Source organism: Trichococcus flocculiformis, assembly GCF_963662535.1.
Lineage (GTDB): Bacteria > Bacillota > Bacilli > Lactobacillales > Aerococcaceae > Trichococcus > Trichococcus flocculiformis.
In genome coordinates this window covers 2,678,230-2,701,810 of the sequence record NZ_OY759718.1, presented here as the reverse complement: position 1 = coordinate 2,701,810, position 23,581 = coordinate 2,678,230, and the positions used below count along the sequence as shown (strand labels likewise).

Here is a 23,581-nt window from a genome sequence, read left to right as displayed (position 1 = left end):
CAATATCAGCATGTGTTAAATTTGGTAAAAACAAAAGATTAACGGAGGATTATCATGACAGAACATTACAAAGATCCAAAACTTAAGATTTTTTCCTTAAGTTCAAATCGCCCTTTGGCTGAGAAAATTGCGGCTGACGTTGGTGTGGAGTTAGGAACCCTTTCCTCATCTCAATTCAGCGACGGTGAAATCAAGATCAACATCGACGAAAGTATCCGCGGTTGCCACGTTTACGTCATCCAATCGACAAGTTCTCCGGTAAATGACCACTTGATGGAACTTTTGATCATGATCGATGCATTGAAGCGCGCGAGCGCCAAAACGATCAACATCGTGTTGCCGTATTACGGCTATGCACGCCAAGACCGCAAAGCGCAATCACGCGAACCGATCACAGCAAAATTAGTGGCGAACATGATCACGCAAGCCGGCGCTGACAGACTGTTGACACTTGATATGCATGCTCCTCAAATCCAAGGTTTCTTCGATATCCCGGTCGATCATTTGTTGGGAGCTCCGTTATTGGCTAGCTACTTCCTGGATCATGAAGTCTTGCACCATGACGTTGTCGTTGTTTCCCCAGATCACGGCGGTGTGACAAGAGCCCGCAAACTGGCTGAATTCATCAAAGCGCCGATCGCTATCATCGACAAGAGAAGACCGAAAGCGAATGTCGCCGAAGTCATGAACATCATCGGCAATGTCGAAGGCAAAAAATGTATCCTGATTGACGACATGATCGATACTGCAGGTACAATCACATTGGCAGCCCAAGCACTGCAGGATGCAGGCGCGTTGGATGTCTATGCTTGCTGCACACATGCTGTATTGTCAGGTCCAGCCATGGACCGCATCAACAACTCCGTAATCAAAGAATTGATTGTTACTGATTCGATCAATATCCCTGCTGAAAAAGTCAGCGAAAAAATCGTACAGGTATCCGTTTCACAATTAATCGCTGAAGCAATCAAACGTATCCACGAAAACCGCTCAGTAAGCCCATTGTTCCAAGAAAAATTTGTAATCATCGACTAAGAATGCGATTGTTGAAAAAAGTCCTCCCTTGGGAGGGCTTTTTTGTTTGAAGGTGCGGTTGTCCGTTGGTTAGGAGTTATGTGGAGAGAGCAGGCGTAGGCAGGTGTAGATAGTGGTGCTGGAAAAGATGAATAACTAAAAAGAATCCATGTTTCCGATCCCCCTAACAGCCCCCAACCCCAAAAATCAAACCCCACATCACCGAAAACCACAAAAAACAAATAAACACCCGCATTCTCCTATAGGAGGGCGGGTGTTTTGGATTGGAAACGATTATTTTGCGTCCGCTTCGAGGCTGGCGAATCCTTCTTCCAACACTTTTTTCAGTGTTGTAGCGGATAGATCCATTTTTTCCTGTTCTGCATCAGATAAAGGAATTTCGATGATATTGCGGATACCGGAACGGTTGATGACTGCCGGAACGCCGATGAAGACATCTTTGTGGTTGTATTCTCCATCCAAATAGACGGATAAAGGCATAATCGCGTTTTCGTCATTCAGGATTGCTTTTGTGATACGGGCTAAGGCTACAGCGATTCCGTAGAAAGTCGCTCCTTTTTTCTCGATGATTTCATACGCAGCGTCGCGTACTTTGAAGAAGACGTCGACTAAAGCTTTTTCATCGACAGCAGAAGTTTGTTTCACCCATTCGTAAATTTGCAGGCCGCCAACGTTAGCGTGGGACCACACGGGGAATTCGGTGTCGCCGTGTTCCCCTAAGATATAGGCGTGAACATTACGGGTATCTACGCCTACAAGTGCAGCGATGCTTTGGCGGAATCGAGCGCTGTCCAGGGAAGTGCCTGAACCGATGACACGGTTAGCGGGAAGTCCTGAAAATTTCCAAGTTGCATAAGTAAGGATATCCACTGGATTGGATGCGACCAAGAAAATGCCGTCGAATCCACTAGCCATGATCTCTCCGATGATTGATTTGAATATGCGCAAGTTTTTGCTTACTAGATCGAGACGGGTTTCGCCAGGTTTTTGGGCAGCTCCCGCAGTCAATACTACGATATCAGCGTCGTGACAATCTGCGTACGATGCTGCGTAAATTTTCTTCGGTGAAGTATAAGCTAAAGCGTGAGAAAGATCGATCGCATCTCCCTCTGTTTTTGCTTTGTTGATATCGATGATACCCAACTCATGACCGATGTTTTGAGTAACCAATGCAAACGCATAGCTTGATCCAACAGCGCCGTCACCGACTAAAATAATTTTTTGTCCCGTATTTCCACTCAATTCTGCCATTATAATGCTCCTCTCGCTATTTGCTGGTTCTATTATAACACTAAACAAAGGTGATTACTCTTTGGGCCTATCCCGATCGGCAAAGATTTTCAGAACCAACGATGATTGCGCGACAGTGATAGAAAGTGAACAACCTGTGAAATGATATATAAATATATTATAAAATAAAACACTTCTATTTACAATGGGGGTTTGCGAGTTTGTTCACAACATTCATAATATTTTTTGCCCATGCCAATCCGATTTCTTACGAATATGCGAGGAGTATGGTATACTAAGTGCATGTAAACTGTGCGGAGGAAATTCGTGCGGCCTTTTTTGGCGTAAAGGGAAGAAGGTACTTGTTCCCAGACGGAGTGAACAACAACTGGAAAAATAGGGGAATATAAATGAAAATGATCGTTGGATTGGGGAACCCAGGTCCTAAGTATACCGATACGAAGCATAATGTCGGCTTTATTACTTTAGACGAGTGGGCCTTTCAGAATAAAGAGAAATACAATAAAAATAAATTTGAAGCGTTATACATAGAGACCACCGTAGACGGTTCAAAAGTTTTATTCGTCAAGCCGCTGACATTCATGAATGATTCGGGAAGAGCGGTGAGACCATTGATGGACTACTACAACATTGCAATCGAAGATCTGGTTGTCGTATACGATGATATGGATATGCCTGTAGGGAAAATAAGGCTTCGACAAAAAGGTGGAGCTGGCGGGCATAATGGCATCAAAAGCTTGATCCAGCACCTAGGTACTCAGGATTTCAACCGAATCCGCATCGGGGTCGGAAGACCTCAACACAATATGACGGTCGTTCAGCACGTTTTGAGTCCTTTTCCAAAAGATGAACACGCCGAAATGTTGCACTCCGTAAAAGAAAGTGTGGATGCAATCGACCACTTCATCAAAGGGAACAATTTTTTGGAAACAATGAATCAATTCAATAAAAGAGGTTAGGTTCAGCTTTAGCTGGACCTCTTTTGTGTCTGCTGTACAATCTGCAATAATGAATCGAGATGAAAGCGATAACCTTTTCTTCTGCAGAACATATGATTAATGAGGAGAATATCAATGAAAGATATAGAAAAATATTTAAAGGAAACAGTAAATATACAGACGTTATTGTCTGAAATCAATTCAGAACTACCGCAGTTGGTAGCAGGGCTTTCCGGATCAGGCCGCAATCTGCTGACGAATATCCTGTTCGAAGAATTGCAGAAGACGATTGTTGTCTTGACCCCGAATTTGCTCCAAGCGACCCAAGTGTACGAAGACATTAGTCAAATGGCGCCGGAGGTTCCTTTGTATATCTTCCCGGTTGAGGAATCGACTGCGGCGGAACTGGCGTTTTCATCACCCGAATACCGCAGTCAACGGGTTGAAACGTTGGATTTTCTGAATAGCGGCAAAAAAGGGATCGTTGTGACCCCAGCTGCCGGATTCAAAAAAATCCTCTCTCCAGATTCAATCTGGGAAACGCATTGTCTAGATTTTTCCGTTGGCATGGAGTTGGATATGGACAGCTTGCCTGAGAAATTGGTTGCAATGGGATATTCACGAGAACGGATGGTTGCCAGCCCAGGTGAGTTCAGCATTCGCGGAGGCATCATCGACATCTATGCCCTGAACGAAGAGAACCCCTTGCGAATGGAACTGTTCGATACCGAAATCGACACATTGCGTTATTTCGATGCCTACACCCAAAAATCCGTCGACTCTATCGAAACTGTCCGAATTTTGCCGGCGCAGGACACAATTTTCACGAAAGCGGAGATAGTCAAGCAGGCCAGTGCGGTAGAGAAAAAGGCTGAGAAGGCCATCAAAGGTATCAAGAATCAAGAAGTCAAAGAAAGTATGACTCGTGTATTCTCCGAACTGACGGATAATATGAAACGTGGCGAACTGTCTAAGGATCCGCAGCTCTACACAAGCTTAGTCTATCCGGAACAGCCTACGATTTTGGACTATATCTCCGAAGATGCGCTGCTGATCGTGGACGATTACAGCCGCATACTTGAGGTTGAAAGGACAATAGAAAGCGAATCATCGGAATGGAAAATGTCCAAAGTGTCGGAAGGCGTATGCTTGCCTTCACAGGATTTCAGCGCGGATATCCGCGAGGTGATCAAAAAATCCAAACAGCATCGCATCTATTACGCACTGTTCCATAGGGGCTTCGGAAATATGCGCTTCCACGGAGTCTATCCTTTCCAATACCGAACGCTGAACAACTTCTTCAGTCAGATGCCGCAAGTCAAGCTGGAAATGGAACGTTGGCTTAAGCAGCATATGACGGTTTTTGTCATGGTCCCGTCTTTCGAACGCGCTGAAAAGGTGCAGCGGATATTCGCGGATTTCGGCGTCCATAGCTACATCAAAGGCAACGATCCGTTTATCGAGAATAAGGTGAATATCCTGGTCGGCGGAATGGCGAACGGATTCGAATTGCCGCAGGAAAAAGTGGTATTCGTCACTGAAAAGGAACTTTTCAATAAAGTCACTAAGAAACAGCCGCATCGCCAAAAAATGACGAATGCCGAGAGACTGAAGAGTTACACGGAACTGAATCCCGGTGATTATGTCGTTCACGTAAATCACGGGATAGGACTCTACACGGGCATGGAAACGATTGAAGTTGGAGGTGTCCACCAAGACTACATGTCGATCGCATACCAGGAGGGAGCCAAATTATTCATTCCTGTGACGCAAATCCATTTGATCCAAAAATATGTCTCCTCCGATGCCAAAACGCCCAAAATGCACAAATTGGGTGGGACGGAATGGGCGAAAACGAAAAAGAAAGTTGCTTCGAAAATCGAAGATATCGCTGATGAATTGATCGAACTGTACGCCAATCGCGAATCAGAAAAAGGGTACGCCTATCAACCGGATACGCCGGAGCAACTCGAATTCGAGAACGCCTTCCCTTACACCGAAACGGATGACCAACTGCGTAGTACTGCTGAAATCAAGGCGGACATGGAGAGCATCAAGCCGATGGATCGCTTGCTTGTCGGTGATGTAGGTTACGGAAAAACGGAAGTTGCGATGCGGGCCATCTTTAAGGCAGTGCAGGAAGGAAAACAAGCTGCTTTCCTTGTCCCTACGACCATTTTGGCGCAACAGCACTATGAATCGTTGACCCAACGATTTGAAGAGTACCCATTTGAAATCGGTTTGTTGAGCCGCTTCCGCACGAAGAAACAGCAAGATGAAACACTTGCCGGCATCCGGAAAGGAACAGTTGATATCGTTATCGGCACGCACCGGATCTTATCGAAGGACGTTGTTTTCGCTGATTTGGGATTATTGGTGGTCGACGAAGAACAACGATTTGGTGTGAAACATAAAGAGCGCTTGAAACAACTGAAAGCTTCTGTGGATGTATTGACGTTGACGGCAACACCGATTCCGCGTACTCTGCATATGTCGATGCTAGGGGTCAGAGATCTCTCCGTCATCGAAACGCCGCCGGCAAACCGCTATCCGGTTCAGACATATGTCATGGAACAGAATAACGGAGCCGTCCGGGATGCGATCGAAAGAGAGTTGGCCCGCGGAGGTCAGGCTTTCTACCTCTACAATCGGGTGGAAACCATCGAGAAGAAAGCCCAAGAGATCCGCGAACTCGTCCCCGATGTCCGTGTCGCAGTGGCGCATGGCCAGATGACGGAAGTCCAACTCGAAAATGTCATCATGGATTTCATCGAAGGCCGCTACGATGTGCTGGTCACCACAACCATTATAGAAACAGGTGTAGACATCCCGAATGTCAATACGCTCTTCATCGAAAATGCCGATCGGATGGGCTTGTCGCAACTGTATCAATTGCGCGGACGTGTCGGTAGGACAAATCGGATTGCCTATGCCTATCTGATGTATCAGCCGAACAAGATGCTGACTGAAGTCAGTGAAAAAAGACTGCAGGCGATCAAAGAATTCACGGAACTGGGCGCGGGCTTCAAGATTGCTATGCGTGACTTGTCGATACGTGGAGCTGGGAACCTATTGGGTGCGCAACAGCACGGCTTCATCGACTCGGTTGGATTCGACCTCTACTCGGAGATGCTGGGAGAAGCAGTTGCGGCCAAACGTGGATTGAAAGCGAAATCGAAGCGTTCGATCGTCGAAATTGATTTGAGTATAGATGCTTATATACCAGCCGATTATATAGAGGATGAACGGCAGAAAATCGACTTCTACAAACGGATCCAGCGTATCGAAAGTGTCGCCGATCATGATGAAATCGATGCAGATCTGATTGACCGCTTCGGTGATTATCCGCAAGAGGTTTCCGATTTGTTGGAGGTTGGTCTGATAAAAAATTACGCAGAAAAGAGTCAAATCGAAACAATCAAGCGCCAAGGCGAAACGGTCGTCATCACCTTTTCTCAAGAAGCGACTGTCCGCTTGCAGGGGCCTGCAGTGTTTGAAGCCCTCAGCAACATACCATTGAAGGCGCAGATTAATCTGAATAATGCCAAATTGGTTGTCAGTGTGGTTATTGGGAAATTACCGAACCGCCAATGGCTGAATCATTTGAATGCTTTCATCAAAGCTTGCGTAGCTGAAACGGATGGAACAGATGGAAAATAATCGCTTGAAGCAGATGATGAAAGGTGCGCTGTTGCTGTCTTTAGCCGCTTTCATCAGCAAAATACTCAGTGCGGTGTATCGTGTGCCGTTCCAGAATATGGTGGGAAACACAGGCTTTTATGTCTATCAGCAAGTTTATCCTATCTATGGTATCGGTATGACGTTCGCTCTATCGGGTTTTCCGGTATTTCTTTCGAAGATGATTGCGGAAACGCCGGATAGCGGGACCCGCAGGATGATATTGAAACGCAGCCTGGTCATACTTGGCGTCTTCGGATTCATCCTGTTCATGGGGATTTATGGCTTTTCAGGTCGACTGGCGCTACTGATGGGAGATCCGGAGCTGAAGCCGATTTTGCAATCGGTATCCTGGATGTTTTTGTGGATGCCGATATTGGCAACATTGCGGGGGTATTTCCAAGGCAATTACCGCATGGAGCCGACAGCTGTTTCGCAAGTAGCGGAGCAGCTCGTGCGTGTCGGTGCGATTCTTTTTGCGGCGTATCTGTACACACAAACAAAAGGGGATCTCTATGCGATGGGCGCAAATGCCATGAGCGGTGCGACTATCGGTGCGATCCTTGGCAGTCTTATCCTGTTGGTCGCCTATCACAAAGAAAGGCAGAATGATGATACGCTGGTGCTGGATGGGCGACTTCTGAAACAGGAATCGTCGGATGCCCAATGGGGACGTCTGATCCGCCGTTACGCGACTGAAGGGGCGACGATTTGCCTGTTGAGCGCTATCTTGGTCCTGTTCCAGCTCATTGATTCGTTTACACTCTACAACGGCTTGTTGGACGGCGGTAAAGCCAGCGACTTGGCCAAAAATGTCAAGGGAATCTATGACCGTGGGCAGCCGCTTGTGCAGTTGGGCATGGTGGTGGGGACTGGTTTTTCGGCCAGCTTCATTCCGATGATGAGCCAAGCGCACGCACAAAATCGCCAAAACGAATTCACCCGATCAGCTGTGTCGTTGCTGCGGATGACAAGCGTTTTTTCAGCAGCTGCGGTAACGGGATTGTTGGCTATTTTGCCGAATGTCAACAACATGCTTTTTGGGGACCGGGAAGGAATTGCCGTTCTGTCCGTATACATTTTGGCCATTTTTGCGGCTTCGATCATGACAGCCTATCATTCCATCCTACAAAGTTTGGGTCAGTACAAGATTTCTTTGGTTGCACTGGCAGCGGGGCTTACGGTCAAATTCTTCGGCAATTTGCTGTTGGTGGAACCGCTGGGGACGATGGGAGCAAGCATTGCTTTGATAGCCGGTTTGGCTGCCATGGTGTTGGTGCTTTGGATGAACAGTGAACGCGCCTTGCGGGATGTCTGGTTCACGGATCACTTTGTCCGCAAACTGCTGGCTGGATGCCTTGTCCTTTTTGTTACGGTATGGGCGTTGCGGGTCGGTCTGGAAAGGTATCTCTTCACTGATGGAGGCCGGCTGACGGATTCCGTGATAGCTGTGGTGACAGTTTGTGCTGGTGTGGGCGTATTCTTATGGTATATTTTAAAGGTGAGGCTTTTAACTTTGCGGGAGTGGGTAAGTATTCCGTTCGGGAAAAAACTGCTGCGCAAATTGCCGGATAAAACGAGCGATTTAAAATAGGAAAGCTTTCCAGAAGGAGAATTATATGGGTAAAATTGAAATAATGGGGCTTGGAGCCGGAGATTTGGAACAACTGCCTTATGGCGTACACAGTCGCTTGCTGGCAGCTGACTTCGTCCATCTGCGGACCAAAGAGCACCCGGTCGTTGAAAATCTGAAGGCTGCAGGCGTGCAGTTTGAAAGTCTTGATGACATATATGAATCGAAGGATAATTTTGATGACGTATACCGTCAGATCGCAGATCAGTTATTGGAAAAGGCAAAAACGCAGGATCTGATTTATGCAGTACCGGGACACCCGTTGGTTGCGGAGGATTCCGTCAAGCATCTGCTGGAGAACGAGGCGGGGATCGAAGTGGAAATCGTCGGGGGGAAGAGTTTCATCGACGATTTCTTTCAGGCGGTAGCCATCGATCCGATCGAGGGTTTCCAATTGGTGGATGGGTTGACCTTCCACCAGGACCAGCTGAGCTTAGGCAATCACCTGATCATCATGCAAGTTTTCAATGAATTTGTGGCCAGTGATGTAAAATTGAAGCTGATGGAGAAATATCCGGATGAACACCAAGTGGCATTGGTCGATGCGGCAGGGACAAAGATGCAGAAAGTGACTTGGTGCCCGTTGTACGAGATGGACAGGCTAGAGGGCGTGCACAACTTGCTCTCCTTGTATGTTCCACCGCTTGAGAAAGATGAGCGAACGAAAAGCTTTGAGTTGACCCAAGCTTACATGGATGCCATCGTAGAAAAAGATGTTTGGGTGCAATCGCAGACGCACGAAAGCTTATTGCCCTATCTGAAGGAAGAATGCGAAGAAGTTGCCGAAGCGATCCAGAACGATGATATCGATAACCTGATCGAAGAGTTGGGCGATATTCTGCTCCAGGTTTTCTATCACGCCTCATTCAGCGAGCGTGAAGGGTTTTTCACGATGGAGGATATCCTGGAAACCTTGAACAAAAAGTTACGCAGACGCCATCCGCATGTTTTTGACGGAGTGAAGGCTGATACGATCGAGGAAATCGATAAGATGTGGCAAGCGATAAAAGCAAAAGAAAAGGGGAATTCCGATGAGACTAGATAAATTTTTGAAAGTATCCCGCTTGATCAAACGCAGATCGGTCGCCAAAGAAGTGGCGGACAAAGGGCGCATCCTGATCAACGGAAAGCAAGCAAAATCGAGTTCGACTGTCAAAGTCGGAGATGAAATGACGCTGCAGTTCGGAAACAAAACCGTCGTCGTTCGCATCGACAAAATTGTGGAAACGACTAAAAAGGATGAAGCGCAGGAAATGTATACCCTCGTCAGCGAAACGGTCGCACCCAGAACGGAAGAAAATCGCTTCTGATGATGCGAAAGGCCATGGACAATCCGCGCCGTTTCTTCTATACTTTTACATGAGTAAAACTATTCAGAGATAACGGGATTGTGGAAGTTTTCAAGGAGGCGATCAGGGTGAAGGAAAAGACGGAAAAAAAGACAGCTGACAACGTAACCGTGATGCAAAATGATTTTACGAAGGCGCAGCACAGTCAGAAACGTATATTTCAGAGGGAAAAGAAAGCCCATATGAGAAGATTATCCCTGATTTTTGTCGTCGGCGCTGCCCTGATTGTGCCGTGCCTGTGGAAAACAGTCGGAAACTGGCTGGAAATCCGTAAGTTGGATGCTGCAATCGTTTTGGCCCAAACTGATAAAAAACAGGCTGAGGACGAAAATACGCAATTGACTTATGAAGTCAAACTGTTGCAGGATGACGAATACATCGCCAAATTGGCACGCGGTAAATATTATTTGAGCAGAGACGGCGAGATCATCTTTAGTTTGCCAGAGGATAATCAGACAAAAATGGCCGAGAAACAAGAGAATGCGGAAGATTTGGATTCATGAATACATCGATGGATAAAGATTCTATTTTTTTCTGCATAATCCATGGTATAATTAGTTGAGCAAAAATGAAGGAGGAACTTTTTTTTTATGTCAATAGAAGTTGGTAACAAAGTATCAGGAAAAGTTACAGGGATTACAAATTTTGGTGCATTCATTGATTTAGGTGGCGGTAAGACAGGACTAGTTCATATTAGTGAAATTTCTGATACTTTCGTAAAGGAAATAAAGGACGTTTTGAAGGTTGGCGATGAAGTGACCGTTAAGGTGATGTCCATTGCGGATGATGGGAAGATCGGTTTATCCATCCGTAAAGCTGTGGACAAGCCAGCAGGGGAAGTTTCCAGACCTCAACGAGAAAGCAGACCGTATCAAAAAAGTACAACTCCTCGCCCGGAAGGCTCTTTTTCTAAAGGCAGAAAAGATTTCTCAGCCCATCAGGATAAAGGTCTTAAAAACGACTTTGACTCGTTGATGAGCAGCTTCTTGAAGGATAGCGAAGACCGTTTGACTTCCATCAAACGCAATACGGAAGGCAAACGCGGAGGCCGTGGCGGCAGACGTGGATAGAAAACAGTAATTTCTAGAGGATGGGCAAAAGGGAAACCGATTGTCACACCCTCTTTTTTGCTTTACGAAGAAAGAAAGCAGGGGTGCTATGCAGGAATATATTCTGCGTCTATGCAAAGAAGTGGAACGTCACCGACTATGGGAAAAAGAAAGCCGCTTGCTTGTAGCGGTATCCGGCGGCGTAGATTCCATGGCATTATTGGGGCTAATCCAACAATTGCCGCGGGAATGGCAACCACAGTTCGCAGTGGTGCATGTCCACCATCATCTCAGGGAAGAATCAGATGATGAATTCCGGATGATTAAAGACTACTGCAGGAATCAAGGAATAGCTTTTTTCGCCGAACATTGGTCAGAAGAAAAACATCCGAAGTCAAACCTGGAAATGGCAGCAAGGGAATTCCGCTATGCCTTCTTTGCCGACATGATGCAAAAATGGCCAGCGACCCACTTGGTGACAGCGCATCATGCGGATGATCAGCTGGAGACGATTCTGATGCGTTTGGTGAGGGGAAGCACGTTGAAGGGCATATCAGGCATCGCTTTTTCACGCGCTTTTGGCCGAGGGCAACTCGTTCGTCCGTTGCTGTCGTTCCAAAAAGACGATCTCTACCGGATCTGCGGGATGGCCGGAATCCCTTATCTGGAAGACAGCACCAATTCGGAACTGACGTTTTCGCGGAACAGATACCGGAACAGCATCATCCCGTTGCTGCAGTTGGAAAACCAACAGGCATCCAGGCATTTCGGCGATTTTTCGGAAGATCTCCAGGATGTGTTGAAGGTCGTTCAGCCAATTGTAGCGGATTCTTTTCGCTCGTTGTTCACCAGAGATGATGCGGATTGGGTTTTGGATCTGGTCGGGTGGCAGGCCTGTGACATTTCCTTGCAGCGGCTTGTGCTCAGCTATTTTGTGACGGAACAGCTGATACCGGCAGGATATGACTTCCGGAGGAGCCAACTGACTGCTGTGATGGATCTTGCCAAGAACCAATCTCCGCAAAAGCAAATATCTTTGGTGGGAGGGTGGCAGGCCAGAAAAAGGTATGATAAACTTATTTTCTTATCCCCTGATTCGGCCAGAACCGCTTTTTCTGCTTTTTCTGAAGAATTGGAGCTAAATAAATGGGTAACCTTGCCATATCATGGTAGAATAGGATTATTTCATAGCGATAATGCGTTTTCAAAAGAACTTCCGAAGAATGCTCTAAGCGTCGTCATCAAGGACGAAACGGCATATATGCCTATTACTGTGCGTTCCCGGCGTTCGGGGGATAAGATCGTTTTGAACAAAGACCAGCCATTCACAAAAAAAGTGAGCCGGCTTTTTGTGGATAAAAAAATTCCGGATGAAGAAAGACGAAAAGCCTGTATCGTCACTGATGGCGAGGGACGTATCTTATGGGTGCCGGGCTATGCCCAGTCCGTCTGGTTGTCCGAGAATGACAACGAACAAACGTGTTACAGATTGATCTACATAAAATAATTTTTTGAGGTGAAAGAAATGTTGCATCCTGATATCGAGGAAGTATTATACAGTGAAGAAGAAATCAGCGCAGTAGTCAAAGACTTGGGCGCGCAATTGACGAAAGAATATGAAGGGAAAAATCCATTAGTGATCGGTGTACTGAAAGGAGCCGTCATGTTCATGACCGACTTATCGCGTGCTATGGACTGCGACCTGGAGCTGGATTTCATGGACGTTTCCAGCTATGGAGCGGGAATGGAATCAAGCGGCGATGTGAAAATCCTGAAAGATTTGGATACGACCGTGGACGGACGCGATCTGTTGATTGTGGAGGACATCATTGATACTGGGCGGACTTTAAGCTACTTGATTGAAATATTCAAATACCGTAAAGCCAAATCCATAAAAGTAGTCACGTTGATGGATAAAAAAGAACGCCGCGTAGTGGATTTGGAAGCGGATTACATTGGTATCAACGTTCCGAATGAGTTCGTTGTTGGATACGGATTGGACTTCAACGAAAAGTACCGCAATCTCCCTTATATCGGTATTCTAAAAACCGAAGTTTATGAGTAAAATCATTCGTTAAAATTGGTCAGATATGATATGATTAATGGGATACTAGTATATTGAGCACACAAAAAAGATGAGACGTAAGATAAAGTCTGCGAAGAACGATATCTGACGAGGAGGTTCTAATGAAAAAAAATAATTTTCTTAAAAGCAGCGGCTTTTATGTTCTGATCTTCCTTGCGATCATTGCAGTGGTTTCGATGATTACAGGCGGCATGGAAACAGAGACGAGCCAAGAAATTTCATCAAGCGAATTTATGGATGCATTGAACTCGGAAGAGGTGGATAATTTTACGATCCAACCGGGTGCAGGCGTTTATGAAATCAGCGGTGAGTACCGCAGCGAACAAGAACTGGAAGTGGCTGATTCGTCAAGCGATTTACTATTGTTTGATGATTCGACCAGTACAACAACAAAGAATTTTACAACCAGAGTTTTACCGAATGACGAAACACTGAAACAAATCACGGAAAGCGCTGAAACGACGGAAACACAAATGGTGTCGTTGGAAGAAGATCAGTCCGGTGCATGGATCAGTATCCTGTTCAGCGTATTACCGATCGTCATCTTCATATTCTTCATGTACATGATGATGGGTCAAGCTGGAGGCGGACAAGGCGGTAACCGCAATGTGATGAACTTCGGCAAAACGAAGTCTGAAGATGCCACCAAAAAGCCTATCAAAGTTCGTTTTTCTGACGTTGCTGGTGCAGAAGAAGAGAAACAAGAGCTTGTTGAAGTAGTTGAATTTTTGAAGGATCCACGTCGTTTCACTGCACTTGGCGCAAGAATTCCGGCAGGCGTTTTGCTTGAAGGACCTCCAGGTACAGGTAAGACCTTATTGGCCAAAGCTGTCGCTGGTGAGGCTGGTGTGCCTTTCTTCTCGATTTCCGGTTCTGAATTCGTAGAAATGTTTGTCGGTGTCGGTGCCAGCCGTGTGCGTGACTTGTTCGATCAAGCCAAAAAAGCTGCTCCTGCAATCATCTTCATCGATGAAATCGATGCAGTTGGGCGTCAACGTGGCGCCGGTATGGGTGGCGGCCATGATGAACGCGAACAAACACTGAATCAACTGTTAGTTGAGATGGACGGTTTCTCAGGTAATGAAGGCATCATCGTAATTGCCGCAACAAACCGTTCCGATGTACTCGATCCGGCATTGCTTCGTCCAGGCCGTTTTGACCGCCAGATTTTGGTGGGAAGACCGGATGTAAAAGGCCGTGAAGCGATATTGAAAGTACATTCCCGCAACAAACCGTTGGCAAGCAATGTCGATCTGAAAGTTGTCGCGCAACAAACACCAGGCTTCTCTGGAGCAGATCTGGAAAACCTGTTGAACGAAGCTGCGTTGGTTGCAGCCAGACGGAACAAAACAAAAATTGATGCCCTTGATGTGGATGAGGCGCATGACCGTGTCATCGCCGGCCCTGCCAAGCGGGATCGTGTCATCAGCAAGCGCGAACGCGAAATGGTTGCCTACCATGAAGCCGGCCACACGATTGTCGGTATGGTACTGAGCGATGCGCGCATTGTCCACAAAGTTACGATCGTTCCACGCGGTCGCGCGGGTGGATATGCAATCATGCTTCCGAAAGAAGATCGATTCCTCATGACGAAGGATGAGTTGTTGGAACAAGTTGTCGGATTGCTTGGTGGACGTGTAGCGGAGGAAGTTGTCTTCAACGTCCAAACTACGGGCGCCAGCAACGACTTCGAACAGGCTACGGGCTTGATCAGAAGCATGGTTACCGAATACGGTATGAGTGATAAGTTGGGTACTGTACAGTATGAAGGAAATCATCAAGTATTCGTCGGTCGTGACTACGGTCAAACCAAAGCATACTCTGAAGATATTGCTTACCAAATCGACTCGGAAGTCCGTCGTATGATGAATGATGCGCATATCAGAGCGCGTCAAATCATCGAAGAACACCGTGAACAACTGAATTTGATCGCTGAGAAATTGTTGGAACTGGAAACATTGGATGAGAAAACAATCCGCAGCCTGTTCGAAACCGGCCAAATGCCTTCGGACTCAAATACAGAGGAATATCCAAGCGAAAAAGCACAGTCTTTTGAAGAGGCCAAACGGGCCCTTGAAAAGAAAGAAGCTGAAAAAATTCATCAGGAAGAGCAGATGCTTGCTGATGATGAATCCCAAGATTCATTACCTGCTGCCGATGGAAAAGCAGAAAATGAATCGGAAAATCAAGACACAGATACTGAAGAAAAATAAAACAAATAGAATTTTGCGAAAAGTCTGGGACGAAAATCCCGGACTTTTTGTCATCACCGCGTGGTTTCACAGTACCAAGTGAGCAAAGTGTGGTTGCTTTCAGCTTGACCTATAGTAGAATGATAGAGAAACAAATTAAGAATGCAATGGAGGATTATACATGAGTAGTTATTTAATTAAGGCGTTAGCCTATGAAGGACAATTCCGGGCCTATGCGATCGACGCTACAGAAGCGGTTGCTGAGGCTCAAAAAAGGCATGATACATGGAGTGCCTCTTCTGCAGCTTTGGGCCGCACAATGGTGGGGACTTTGTTGCTGGCTGCGGCTGGATTGAAGAATGAGGAAAAAATGACCGTGATCGTGAACGGAGATGGCTTGGGGGGCCGTATACTCGCTGATGCGAACGGAAAAGGCGATATCAAAGCCTATATTTCTAACCCGAATGTCAACCTTGCATTGAACGGTGATGGCAAACTGGATGTACGCGCAGTTGTGGGGACTGAAGGTACTTTGACCGTCATCAAAGATCTGGGTATGAAGGAACCGTTCACGGGACAAGTTTCTCTGGTCAGCGGCGAATTGGGCGAGGATTTCACCTACTATATGGCAAATTCTGAGCAAATCCCTTCAGCTATCGGGTTAAGCGTACTGGTTGATACGGATGATTCGATCAAAGCGGCTGGTGGATTCATGATTCAAGTGATGCCTGATGCCAGCGATGAAGCCATCACAAAAGTGGAACAAAATATCGCAGCTATTCCCTTAGTATCCAGATTGATGGAAAACGGTGAAACGCCTGAACAGATCTTGGCGCGTATATTGGGCGAAGAAAATGTGGAAGTCCTGGAAAAGATGCCGGTTCGTTTCCACTGCGATTGTTCAAGAGAACGTTTCGCTGGTGGTTTGAGTTCAATCGGTAAAGATGAACTTCATGAGATGATTGTTGAGGATCACGGGGCTGAAGTGGTCTGCCATTTCTGTGGCGAAAAATACCATTATTCGGAAGCTGATCTTCAGGAATTGGTTACGGCCATTGATGAGAAGCGTGCCGCCAACATCTAAATTAGCCAGCGTTTCACTTGTAATGCGGTTTCGCGTAACCTACAATGAAACTAATCTGTTCGTTTGATGGAAGTGATCAGTAAAATTTAGCTTAGCTGGAGGAATCGACATGGTAAAAATAGTCTCTTCAATTGCGAGTTTGATAGGGGAAACACCGATAATCAAACTGAATAAAGTTGTGCCTGAGGGTGTGGCTGATGTTTACGTCAAGTTGGAGTCTTTCAACGCGGGCGGAAGCGTGAAAGATCGCATCGCTCTGAATATGATTGAAGTGGCTGAAGAAGAAGGACTTCTGAAACCCGGTTATACAATCGTTGAGCCGACAAGCGGAAATACAGGAGTGGGTTTGGCCATGTTGGCTGCTGCGAAAGGCTACAAAGCCATTTTTGTGATGCCGGATACGATGAGCATGGAAAGACGTTTACTGTTGGCAGCATACGGCGCAGAATTGGTTCTGACGCCAGGAGCGGAAGGAATGAATGGTTCGATTGCAAGAGCAAGGGAAATCGCAGCGCAACCGGAACACTTTATGCCGATGCAATTCGACAACCCTGCCAACCCTGCTGTGCATGAAGCCATCACCGGGCCGGAAATCATCGAAGCCTTCGAAGGCAAGACGCCGGATGCTTTTATTGCCGGAGTGGGAACGGGAGGAACCGTTACAGGAGTCGGCAAGGCTTTGCGCAAAGCCAATCCGAATGTGGAAATATATGCACTGGAGCCGACCGAATCGGCTGTGTTGAGCGGAAAGCCGAAAGGCCCGCATAAAATACAAGGTATCGGAGCCGGATTCATCCCGTCTGTATTGGATACGACACTGTACAACGGTATTGTCCAAGTCTCCAATGAACAAGCCTTCGAAATGGCTCGCCGTGTTGCGCGGGAAGAAGGCGTTCTGGTGGGCATTTCAGGTGGGGCTGCCATCGCTGGTGCGATTGAAGTGGCCATCCGTTTAGGCAAAGGCAAATCTGTCGTGACGGTGGCACCGGATAACGGAGAACGCTACCTGTCCACGCCTCTGTTCAGCGTAGAATAATAGATGGAAAAAGAAGGGCAGGCCGATCGGATGGCTTGTTCTTTTTTCTTATCGGCGAGTCACCATACATAATTGGATAAGATATTTTTCTTTTCTTACGGATTGTAAGATGATAGAATGGTCCAAGAGTTTTTTAGCATCCAAAAAATGGATGGAATCAACATAAATAAATAAATAAATAAATAAGGGAGTAAAAAATGTATAAAATCGGTAATATTGAAATCAATAACCCCGTTGCAGTGGCACCTATGGCCGGGATCAGCAACGCGGCCTTCCGTGTCACGGTTAAAGAAATGGGCGCGGGCTTGGTTGTCTGCGAGATGATAAGCGACAAAGGGATTCAATTCCGCAATGAGAAGACCTTACGGATGCTACACATCGAGCCTAACGAATATCCGCTGAGTGTCCAAATCATGGGTGGCAATAAGGATACCCTGGTTGAAGCGGCAAAATACGTGGCGGAAAACACGGAAGCGGCCATCATCGACATCAACATGGGCTGTCCCGTCAGCAAAGTGATCAAGGCGGAAGCAGGAGCCAAGTGGTTGTTGGATCCGGGCAAAGTCTATGAAATGGTTTCCGCTGTCGTGGATGCCGTGGATAAGCCGGTTACCGTAAAAATGCGGACGGGTTGGGATTCCGATCATCTTTTTGCAGTGGAGAATGCTTTGGCGGCAGAACGCGCTGGTGCAGCCGCGGTTGCGATGCATGGACGCACGCGTGTACAGATGTATGAAGGACACGCCGACTGGAACATCTTCAAGGACGTTAAACAGGCTTTGAAGCGTATCCCGTTATTGGGGAACGGAGATGTGAAGTCACCTGAGGATGCGAAACGGATGATGGATGAAACGGGCGTGGATGGTGTTATGATAGGCCGCGCTGCCTTGAGCAACCCTTGGATGATCAAACAGACAGTCCATTATCTGGAAACTGGAGAAATGTTGCCGCAATCGACCCCGCGCGAGAAATTGGAAATTGCAAAACTGCATTTGGACAGATTGACCGATCTTAAGGGCGAAACCGTAGCTGTCAAAGAGTTCCGTAGCATCGCGGCTTATTACTTGAAAGGCATTCCGCGTGCTTCAAAAACAAAAGCTGCAGTCACATCAGCATCCAGACAACAAGAAGTAGTTGACTTGTTGGATCGCTTCATTTTCGAAGTAGAGGAACGCGAAGCTTCAAAAGAAGCGCGTACATTCGAAAAAATCGAAATAAATAGCTAAGACGGCTTGATTTTTCACTCTTTTATTGGCAATATTAAGAAGATTATGAATCAAGAAGATTTAAGAACGGAGTGACCTCATTGAGTCAAGAAAAACATTCAGAAGAAATGAATGACCAGTTGCTGATTCGCCGTGAAAAGATGCAGGCTTTACGCGAAGAAGGAATTGAACCCTTTCAAAATGGTTTTGTAAGAACACATTTATCTGCAACAATCCATCAAGAGTTCGATGCTTTTACGAAAGAGGAAATCGAAGCAAGAGATGAGACCATCGTTTCAGTAGCCGGCAGAATCATGACAAAACGCGGAAAAGGGAAGGTTGGCTTTGCTCACTTGCAGGACAGTAAAGGCCAAATTCAGATTTACGTGCGCAAAGATGTGGTTGGGGAAGAGGATTATGCGATCTTTAAGCAAGCGGATCTTGGGGACATCATTGGCGTAACTGGCCCGATCATGAAAACTGATGCCGGTGAAGTCACCATCAAACCGACGCAACTTGTGCATTTGACGAAAGCATTGCGTCCGTTGCCTGACAAATATCACGGCTTGACGAATGTTGAACAGAAATATCGTCAACGTTATCTTGACTTGATCAGCAACAAAGAGAGCTTCAATAAGTTCGTGCAACGTAGCCAGATCATCAGCGAAATCAGAACTTACTTGAACGGGCTGGGTTATTTGGAAGTCGAAACACCGACATTGCATAACATGGCAGGTGGGGCTACCGCAAGACCGTTCATCACGCACCATAATGCATTGGACATGGAATTGTACATGCGCATCGCGTTGGAGTTGCATCTGAAGCGCCTTGTGATCGGCGGCATGGAAAAGGTTTATGAAATCGGTCGTGTATTCCGTAACGAAGGAATCGATACAACCCACAATCCGGAATTCACGATGTTGGAAATGTATACAGCCTATACGGACTTCCACGATGTGATGGAAGTGGTCGAAGGCATCTTCGAGACGGTTACAACAAAAGTCAAAGGCTCTTCAACCGTAGTCTATGACGGCACCGAAATCAACTTGGCCGGCCCATACCCGCGCATCCACATGGTTGACGCAGTCAAAGCCGTTACAGGCGTCGATTTCTGGGCACCGATGACGGATGCAGAAGCGCAAGCTTTGGCGGAAAAACACAATGTGCCTTTCACTAAGAACATGACGGTAGGGCATATCATCAATGAATTTTTCGAAGCGTTTGTGGAAGATACATTGGTTCAGCCGACATTCATCTATGGACACCCGTTGGCGATTTCGCCATTGGCACGCAAAAATGAAGAAGATCCGCGCTTTACGGACCGTTTTGAAATCTTCATTATGGGCAAGGAATACGGAAACGCCTTTACCGAGCTTACGGATCCGATCGATCAAAGAGAACGTTTCGAAGCGCAAGCGATGGAGAAAGAGCAAGGAAATGACGAAGCACATGGTGTGGATGAAGACTTCATAGAGGCTTTGGAATACGGTATGCCTCCGACAGGCGGCTTGGGTATCGGCATCGACAGATTCGTGATGATGTTGACGGATAGTCAATCAATCCGTGACGTTCTGCTGTTCCCTACGATGAGAAATCTAGAAATTTAACTTGAATGTGAGGGGCTGCCGCAATTTGCGGCAGCCCTTTTAAATGAAAAAAAACGGGAAATATTGAAAATAAAACAAGACAAACTGTTGACGGTCAGAAATATACGTGGTATGATTCAAAAGGTGATTTTTGTACACAGATCCCTGAACATATCTTTCAGTCGTGCTGACTGGTGTATGATAGTCACAGAAAGAATAGTAAGTCGAAAATTTCGATTTATTTATTTTTTTAACTAAAAAGGAACCACCTGGATGTGTGGACCTAGCTATCCCATCGAGGAAGGAGGAAAATCAATGCCTACAATTAATCAACTAGTGCGTAAACCGCGCCAATCTGCTATTGAAAAATCAAAATCTCCTGCTTTAGGAAAAGGTTACAATAGCTTCAAAAAATCACAAACAAATACAAACTCACCTCAAAAACGTGGTGTTTGTACGCGTGTGGGTACAATGACTCCGAAAAAACCTAACTCAGCGTTACGTAAGTACGCTCGTGTACGTTTGTCTAACTTGTTAGAAGTTACAGCTTACATTCCTGGTATCGGACATAACCTACAAGAACACAGCGTGGTGCTGATCCGTGGCGGACGTGTAAAAGACTTGCCAGGGGTACGTTATCATATCGTTCGTGGAGCTCTTGATACAGCCGGTGTAAACAACCGTATGCAAAGCCGTTCTAAATACGGTGCTAAGAGACCTAAGAAAAAATAATTAAACATCAAACCTATAAATAGAAAAGTTAAGGAAGGAGGAATTTGAATGCCTCGTAAAGGTCCAGTTACAAAACGTGAAGTAATGCCAGATCCGATTTACAATTCTAAATTGGTGACTCGTTTGATCAACCGTATCATGGTTGATGGAAAACGTGGTAAAGCTGCTACCATCTTATATAACGCATTTGAAATGATTAAAGAATCTACAGGAAACGACCCGTTGGAAGTTTTCGAACAAGCTATGAAAAACATCATGCCTGTTTTAGAAGTAAAAGCACGTCGTGTAGGGGGTTCTAACTACCAAGTTCCTATCGAAGTACGTCCAGATCGTCGTATGGCTTTAGGATTACGTTGGTTGGTAAACTACTCTCGTCTACGCGGTGAAGATACCATGGAAGAGCGTCTGGCTAAAGAAATTATGGACGCTGCCAACAACTCTGGTGCTTCAGTCAAGAAACGTGAAGATACACATAAAATGGCAGAAGCTAACAAAGCTTTCGCTCACTACCGTTGGTAAAATTTTCTTGCAAGAATTTTTTCTTGCAAGAAATTTGCTTTATGGTTGCGTAAGTCACCATTTTTCCAATAAAATGGACTTGCAATTACTTTTAAAAGAGAGAGGTGTTGAAATAAGATGGCACAAAGAGAATTTTCTCTAGAAAACACGAGAAATATCGGTATCATGGCTCATATCGACGCAGGTAAAACAACGACGACTGAGCGTGTATTGTACTATACCGGTAAAATCCATAAAATCGGTGAAACCCACGAAGGGGCTTCACAAATGGACTGGATGGAACAAGAACAAGAACGTGGGATTACCATCACTTCAGCTGCCACTACTGCACAATGGAAAGGGTATCGCGTAAATATCATCGATACTCCTGGTCACGTTGACTTCACTATCGAAGTTGAACGTTCTCTGCGTGTTTTGGATGGAGCTGTTGCTTTACTTGATTCACAATCAGGTGTAGAACCTCAAACTGAAACGGTTTGGCGTCAAGCTACAACTTATGGTGTACCTCGTATCATCTTCGCAAACAAAATGGACAAATTAGGAGCAGATTTCTTATACTCTTTAGGCACTCTCCACGATCGTCTACAAGCTAACGCGCATCCGATTCAATTGCCGATTGGTTCTGAAGATACATTCAAAGGAATTATCGATTTAGTCGAAATGAAGGCTGAAATCTATGACAACGATGAAGGTACTGAATACCATGAAGAAGAAATTCCAGCGGAATATCTTGAAGCAGCTGAAGAGTGGCGTACTAAATTGGTTGAAGCTGTTGCTGAAACTGATGAAGCTTTGATGGAAAAATATCTTGATGGTGAAGAAATTACGAAAGAAGAATTGAAAAAAGGTATTCGTACTGCTACATGTAATGTAGAATTTTTCCCGATGCTTTGCGGTTCTGCTTTCAAAAATAAAGGTGTTCAATTATTGCTTGATGCAGTTATCGACTACCTTCCATCACCATTGGATGTTCCGGCTATCACAGGTACTGACGATGACGGTGAAGAAATAAGTGTCCCTGCAAGCGACGAAGCGCCATTTGCAGCTCTAGCATTTAAAGTTATGACTGACCCGTTCGTGGGCCGTCTGACATTCTTCCGCGTATACGCTGGTACTTTACAAAGTGGTTCTTACGTTCAGAATGCTACTAAAGGCAAACGCGAACGTGTAGGCCGTATCCTGCAGATGCATGCTAACCATCGTAACGAAATCCCAGAAGTATTTGCTGGAGATATCGCTGCAGCGGTTGGTTTGAAAGATACAACTACTGGAGATACTTTGTGTGATGAAAAGATACATGTTATCCTTGAATCCATGAACTTCCCGGAACCAGTTATCGAAGTTGCGATTGAACCTAAATCAAAAGCTGACCAAGATAAAATGGGTATCGCGTTACAGAAACTTTCTGAAGAAGATCCTACTTTCCGTGCTTCCACTAACCCAGAGACTGGTCAAACGATCATCGCTGGTATGGGCGAGTTGCACTTGGACATCATCGTTGACCGTATGAAACGTGAGTTCAAAGTTGAAGCTACAGTAGGTGCTCCTCAAGTATCTTACCGTGAAACATTCCGTCAGTCCGTTCAAGCTGAAGGTAAATTCGTTCGCCAATCAGGTGGTAAAGGTCAATTCGGTCACGTATGGGTTGAATTTACTCCTAATGAAGAAGGAAAAGGCTTTGAGTTCGAAAATGCTATCGTCGGTGGGGTTGTTCCTCGTGAATACATCCCTGCAGTTGAAGCTGGTTTGAAAGACGCAATGGAAAATGGTGTATTGGCTGGTTATCCTTTAGTTGACGTTAAAGCTAAATTGTATGATGGTTCTTACCATGATGTCGATTCATCTGAAACAGCATTTAAAGTTGCTGCTTCACTTGCTTTGCGTAACGCAGCTAAAAAAGCTGACCCTGCAATCCTTGAGCCAATGATGGCTGTAGAAATTACAGTTCCTGATGATTATCTAGGAGATGTAATGGGACACGTAAGTTCTCGTCGTGGACGTATCGAAGGTACTGAAGCACGCGGAAATGCACAAATCGTTAAGAGCAGCATTCCATTATCAGAAATGTTTGGATATGCTACAACTTTACGTTCTTCTACACAAGGCCGCGGAACATTCTCAATGACATTCGATCATTACGAAGCTGTTCCTAAAGCTGTTCAAGAAGAAATCATCAAGAAGAGCGGAAAAAATAGCGAAGAGTAATCT

Annotated in this window: 19 protein-coding genes; 18 read left to right on the top strand and 1 reads right to left on the bottom strand. The window is 45.8% G+C overall.

The genetic code is table 11. The features are described from left to right. The first annotated feature begins 54 nt into the window (after positions 1-54). Positions 55-1,035 carry a ribose-phosphate diphosphokinase gene (locus ACKPCD_RS12860; RefSeq protein WP_321433436.1) on the top strand — a complete coding sequence of 327 codons (981 nt, stop codon included), beginning with the start codon at positions 55-57 and terminating at the stop codon, positions 1,033-1,035. Positions 1,036-1,308: 273 nt separating this feature from the next. Here ACKPCD_RS12860 and ACKPCD_RS12855 read toward each other — a convergent pair whose 3' ends face one another. After that, positions 1,309-2,286, bottom strand: a complete 978-nt coding sequence (locus tag ACKPCD_RS12855) for an L-lactate dehydrogenase (RefSeq protein ID WP_068559028.1) — start codon at positions 2,284-2,286, stop codon at positions 1,309-1,311. A 389-nt stretch (positions 2,287-2,675) separates the two neighbouring features. On the opposite strand from ACKPCD_RS12855, the gene pth reads away from it, so the two are divergent. The 17 genes from pth (at position 2,676) to fusA (ending at position 23,578) form a co-directional block, all read left to right on the top strand. Beyond that, positions 2,676-3,245: an aminoacyl-tRNA hydrolase gene (pth, locus tag ACKPCD_RS12850; RefSeq protein WP_321433435.1), complete on the top strand. Its 570-nt coding sequence runs from the start codon at positions 2,676-2,678 to the stop codon at positions 3,243-3,245. 114 nt (positions 3,246-3,359) lie between these two features. Continuing rightward, entirely contained in the window at positions 3,360-6,884 is a 3,525-nt protein-coding gene (gene mfd / locus ACKPCD_RS12845; protein ID WP_321433434.1) for a transcription-repair coupling factor, read from the top strand. Next, positions 6,874-8,496 carry a putative polysaccharide biosynthesis protein gene (locus ACKPCD_RS12840; protein ID WP_321433433.1) on the top strand — a complete coding sequence of 541 codons (1,623 nt, stop codon included), beginning with the start codon at positions 6,874-6,876 and terminating at the stop codon, positions 8,494-8,496. The genes mfd and ACKPCD_RS12840 overlap by 11 nt, the downstream gene beginning before the upstream one ends. 25 nt (positions 8,497-8,521) lie before the next feature. Next, positions 8,522-9,580: a MazG nucleotide pyrophosphohydrolase domain-containing protein gene (locus tag ACKPCD_RS12835; RefSeq protein WP_321433432.1), complete on the top strand. Its 1,059-nt coding sequence runs from the start codon at positions 8,522-8,524 to the stop codon at positions 9,578-9,580. Continuing rightward, positions 9,567-9,845, top strand: a complete 279-nt coding sequence (locus ACKPCD_RS12830) for an RNA-binding S4 domain-containing protein (RefSeq protein ID WP_321433431.1) — start codon at positions 9,567-9,569, stop codon at positions 9,843-9,845. Before ACKPCD_RS12835 ends, ACKPCD_RS12830 begins: the two co-directional genes overlap by 14 nt. Positions 9,846-9,952: 107 nt before the next feature. Next, positions 9,953-10,387, top strand: coding sequence for an FtsB family cell division protein (locus ACKPCD_RS12825; RefSeq protein WP_321433430.1), 435 nt, complete (start codon positions 9,953-9,955; stop codon positions 10,385-10,387). Positions 10,388-10,474: 87 nt separating this feature from the next. Beyond that, entirely contained in the window at positions 10,475-10,954 is a 480-nt protein-coding gene (locus ACKPCD_RS12820; protein ID WP_068559014.1) for a S1 domain-containing RNA-binding protein, read from the top strand. Positions 10,955-11,042: 88 nt separating this feature from the next. Further along, positions 11,043-12,440 (top strand): tRNA lysidine(34) synthetase TilS, encoded by a 1,398-nt coding sequence (gene tilS, locus ACKPCD_RS12815; RefSeq protein ID WP_086987883.1) that lies wholly within the window; start codon positions 11,043-11,045, stop codon positions 12,438-12,440. A gap of 18 nt (positions 12,441-12,458) precedes the next feature. Continuing rightward, positions 12,459-12,998, top strand: a complete 540-nt coding sequence (gene hpt, locus ACKPCD_RS12810; RefSeq protein ID WP_288927286.1) for a hypoxanthine phosphoribosyltransferase — start codon at positions 12,459-12,461, stop codon at positions 12,996-12,998. 122 nt (positions 12,999-13,120) lie between these two features. Then, positions 13,121-15,232, top strand: a complete 2,112-nt coding sequence (ftsH, locus tag ACKPCD_RS12805; protein ID WP_321433429.1) for an ATP-dependent zinc metalloprotease FtsH — start codon at positions 13,121-13,123, stop codon at positions 15,230-15,232. Between the two features lie 160 nt (positions 15,233-15,392). Continuing rightward, positions 15,393-16,295 carry an Hsp33 family molecular chaperone HslO gene (hslO, locus tag ACKPCD_RS12800; RefSeq protein WP_068559008.1) on the top strand — a complete coding sequence of 301 codons (903 nt, stop codon included), beginning with the start codon at positions 15,393-15,395 and terminating at the stop codon, positions 16,293-16,295. Positions 16,296-16,404: 109 nt separating this feature from the next. After that, positions 16,405-17,331 (top strand): cysteine synthase A, encoded by a 927-nt coding sequence (gene cysK / locus ACKPCD_RS12795; RefSeq protein WP_321433428.1) that lies wholly within the window; start codon positions 16,405-16,407, stop codon positions 17,329-17,331. A 197-nt stretch (positions 17,332-17,528) separates the two neighbouring features. Continuing rightward, positions 17,529-18,557, top strand: a complete 1,029-nt coding sequence (gene dusB, locus ACKPCD_RS12790) for a tRNA dihydrouridine synthase DusB (RefSeq protein WP_276645277.1) — start codon at positions 17,529-17,531, stop codon at positions 18,555-18,557. A gap of 107 nt (positions 18,558-18,664) precedes the next feature. Further along, positions 18,665-20,143: a lysine--tRNA ligase gene (gene lysS / locus ACKPCD_RS12785; RefSeq protein WP_321434574.1), complete on the top strand. Its 1,479-nt coding sequence runs from the start codon at positions 18,665-18,667 to the stop codon at positions 20,141-20,143. A gap of 294 nt (positions 20,144-20,437) precedes the next feature. After that, positions 20,438-20,854, top strand: a complete 417-nt coding sequence (gene rpsL, locus ACKPCD_RS12780; protein WP_068559003.1) for a 30S ribosomal protein S12 — start codon at positions 20,438-20,440, stop codon at positions 20,852-20,854. Positions 20,855-20,902: 48 nt separating this feature from the next. After that, a complete protein-coding gene (rpsG, locus tag ACKPCD_RS12775) occupies positions 20,903-21,373 on the top strand; it encodes a 30S ribosomal protein S7 (protein ID WP_068559002.1) in 471 nt (156 codons plus the stop codon). A 117-nt stretch (positions 21,374-21,490) separates the two neighbouring features. Further along, the gene (gene fusA / locus ACKPCD_RS12770; RefSeq protein ID WP_321433427.1) at positions 21,491-23,578 is read left to right on the top strand and encodes an elongation factor G; all 2,088 of its coding nucleotides are present in this window, start codon (positions 21,491-21,493) and stop codon (positions 23,576-23,578) included. Positions 23,579-23,581 lie beyond the last annotated feature (3 nt).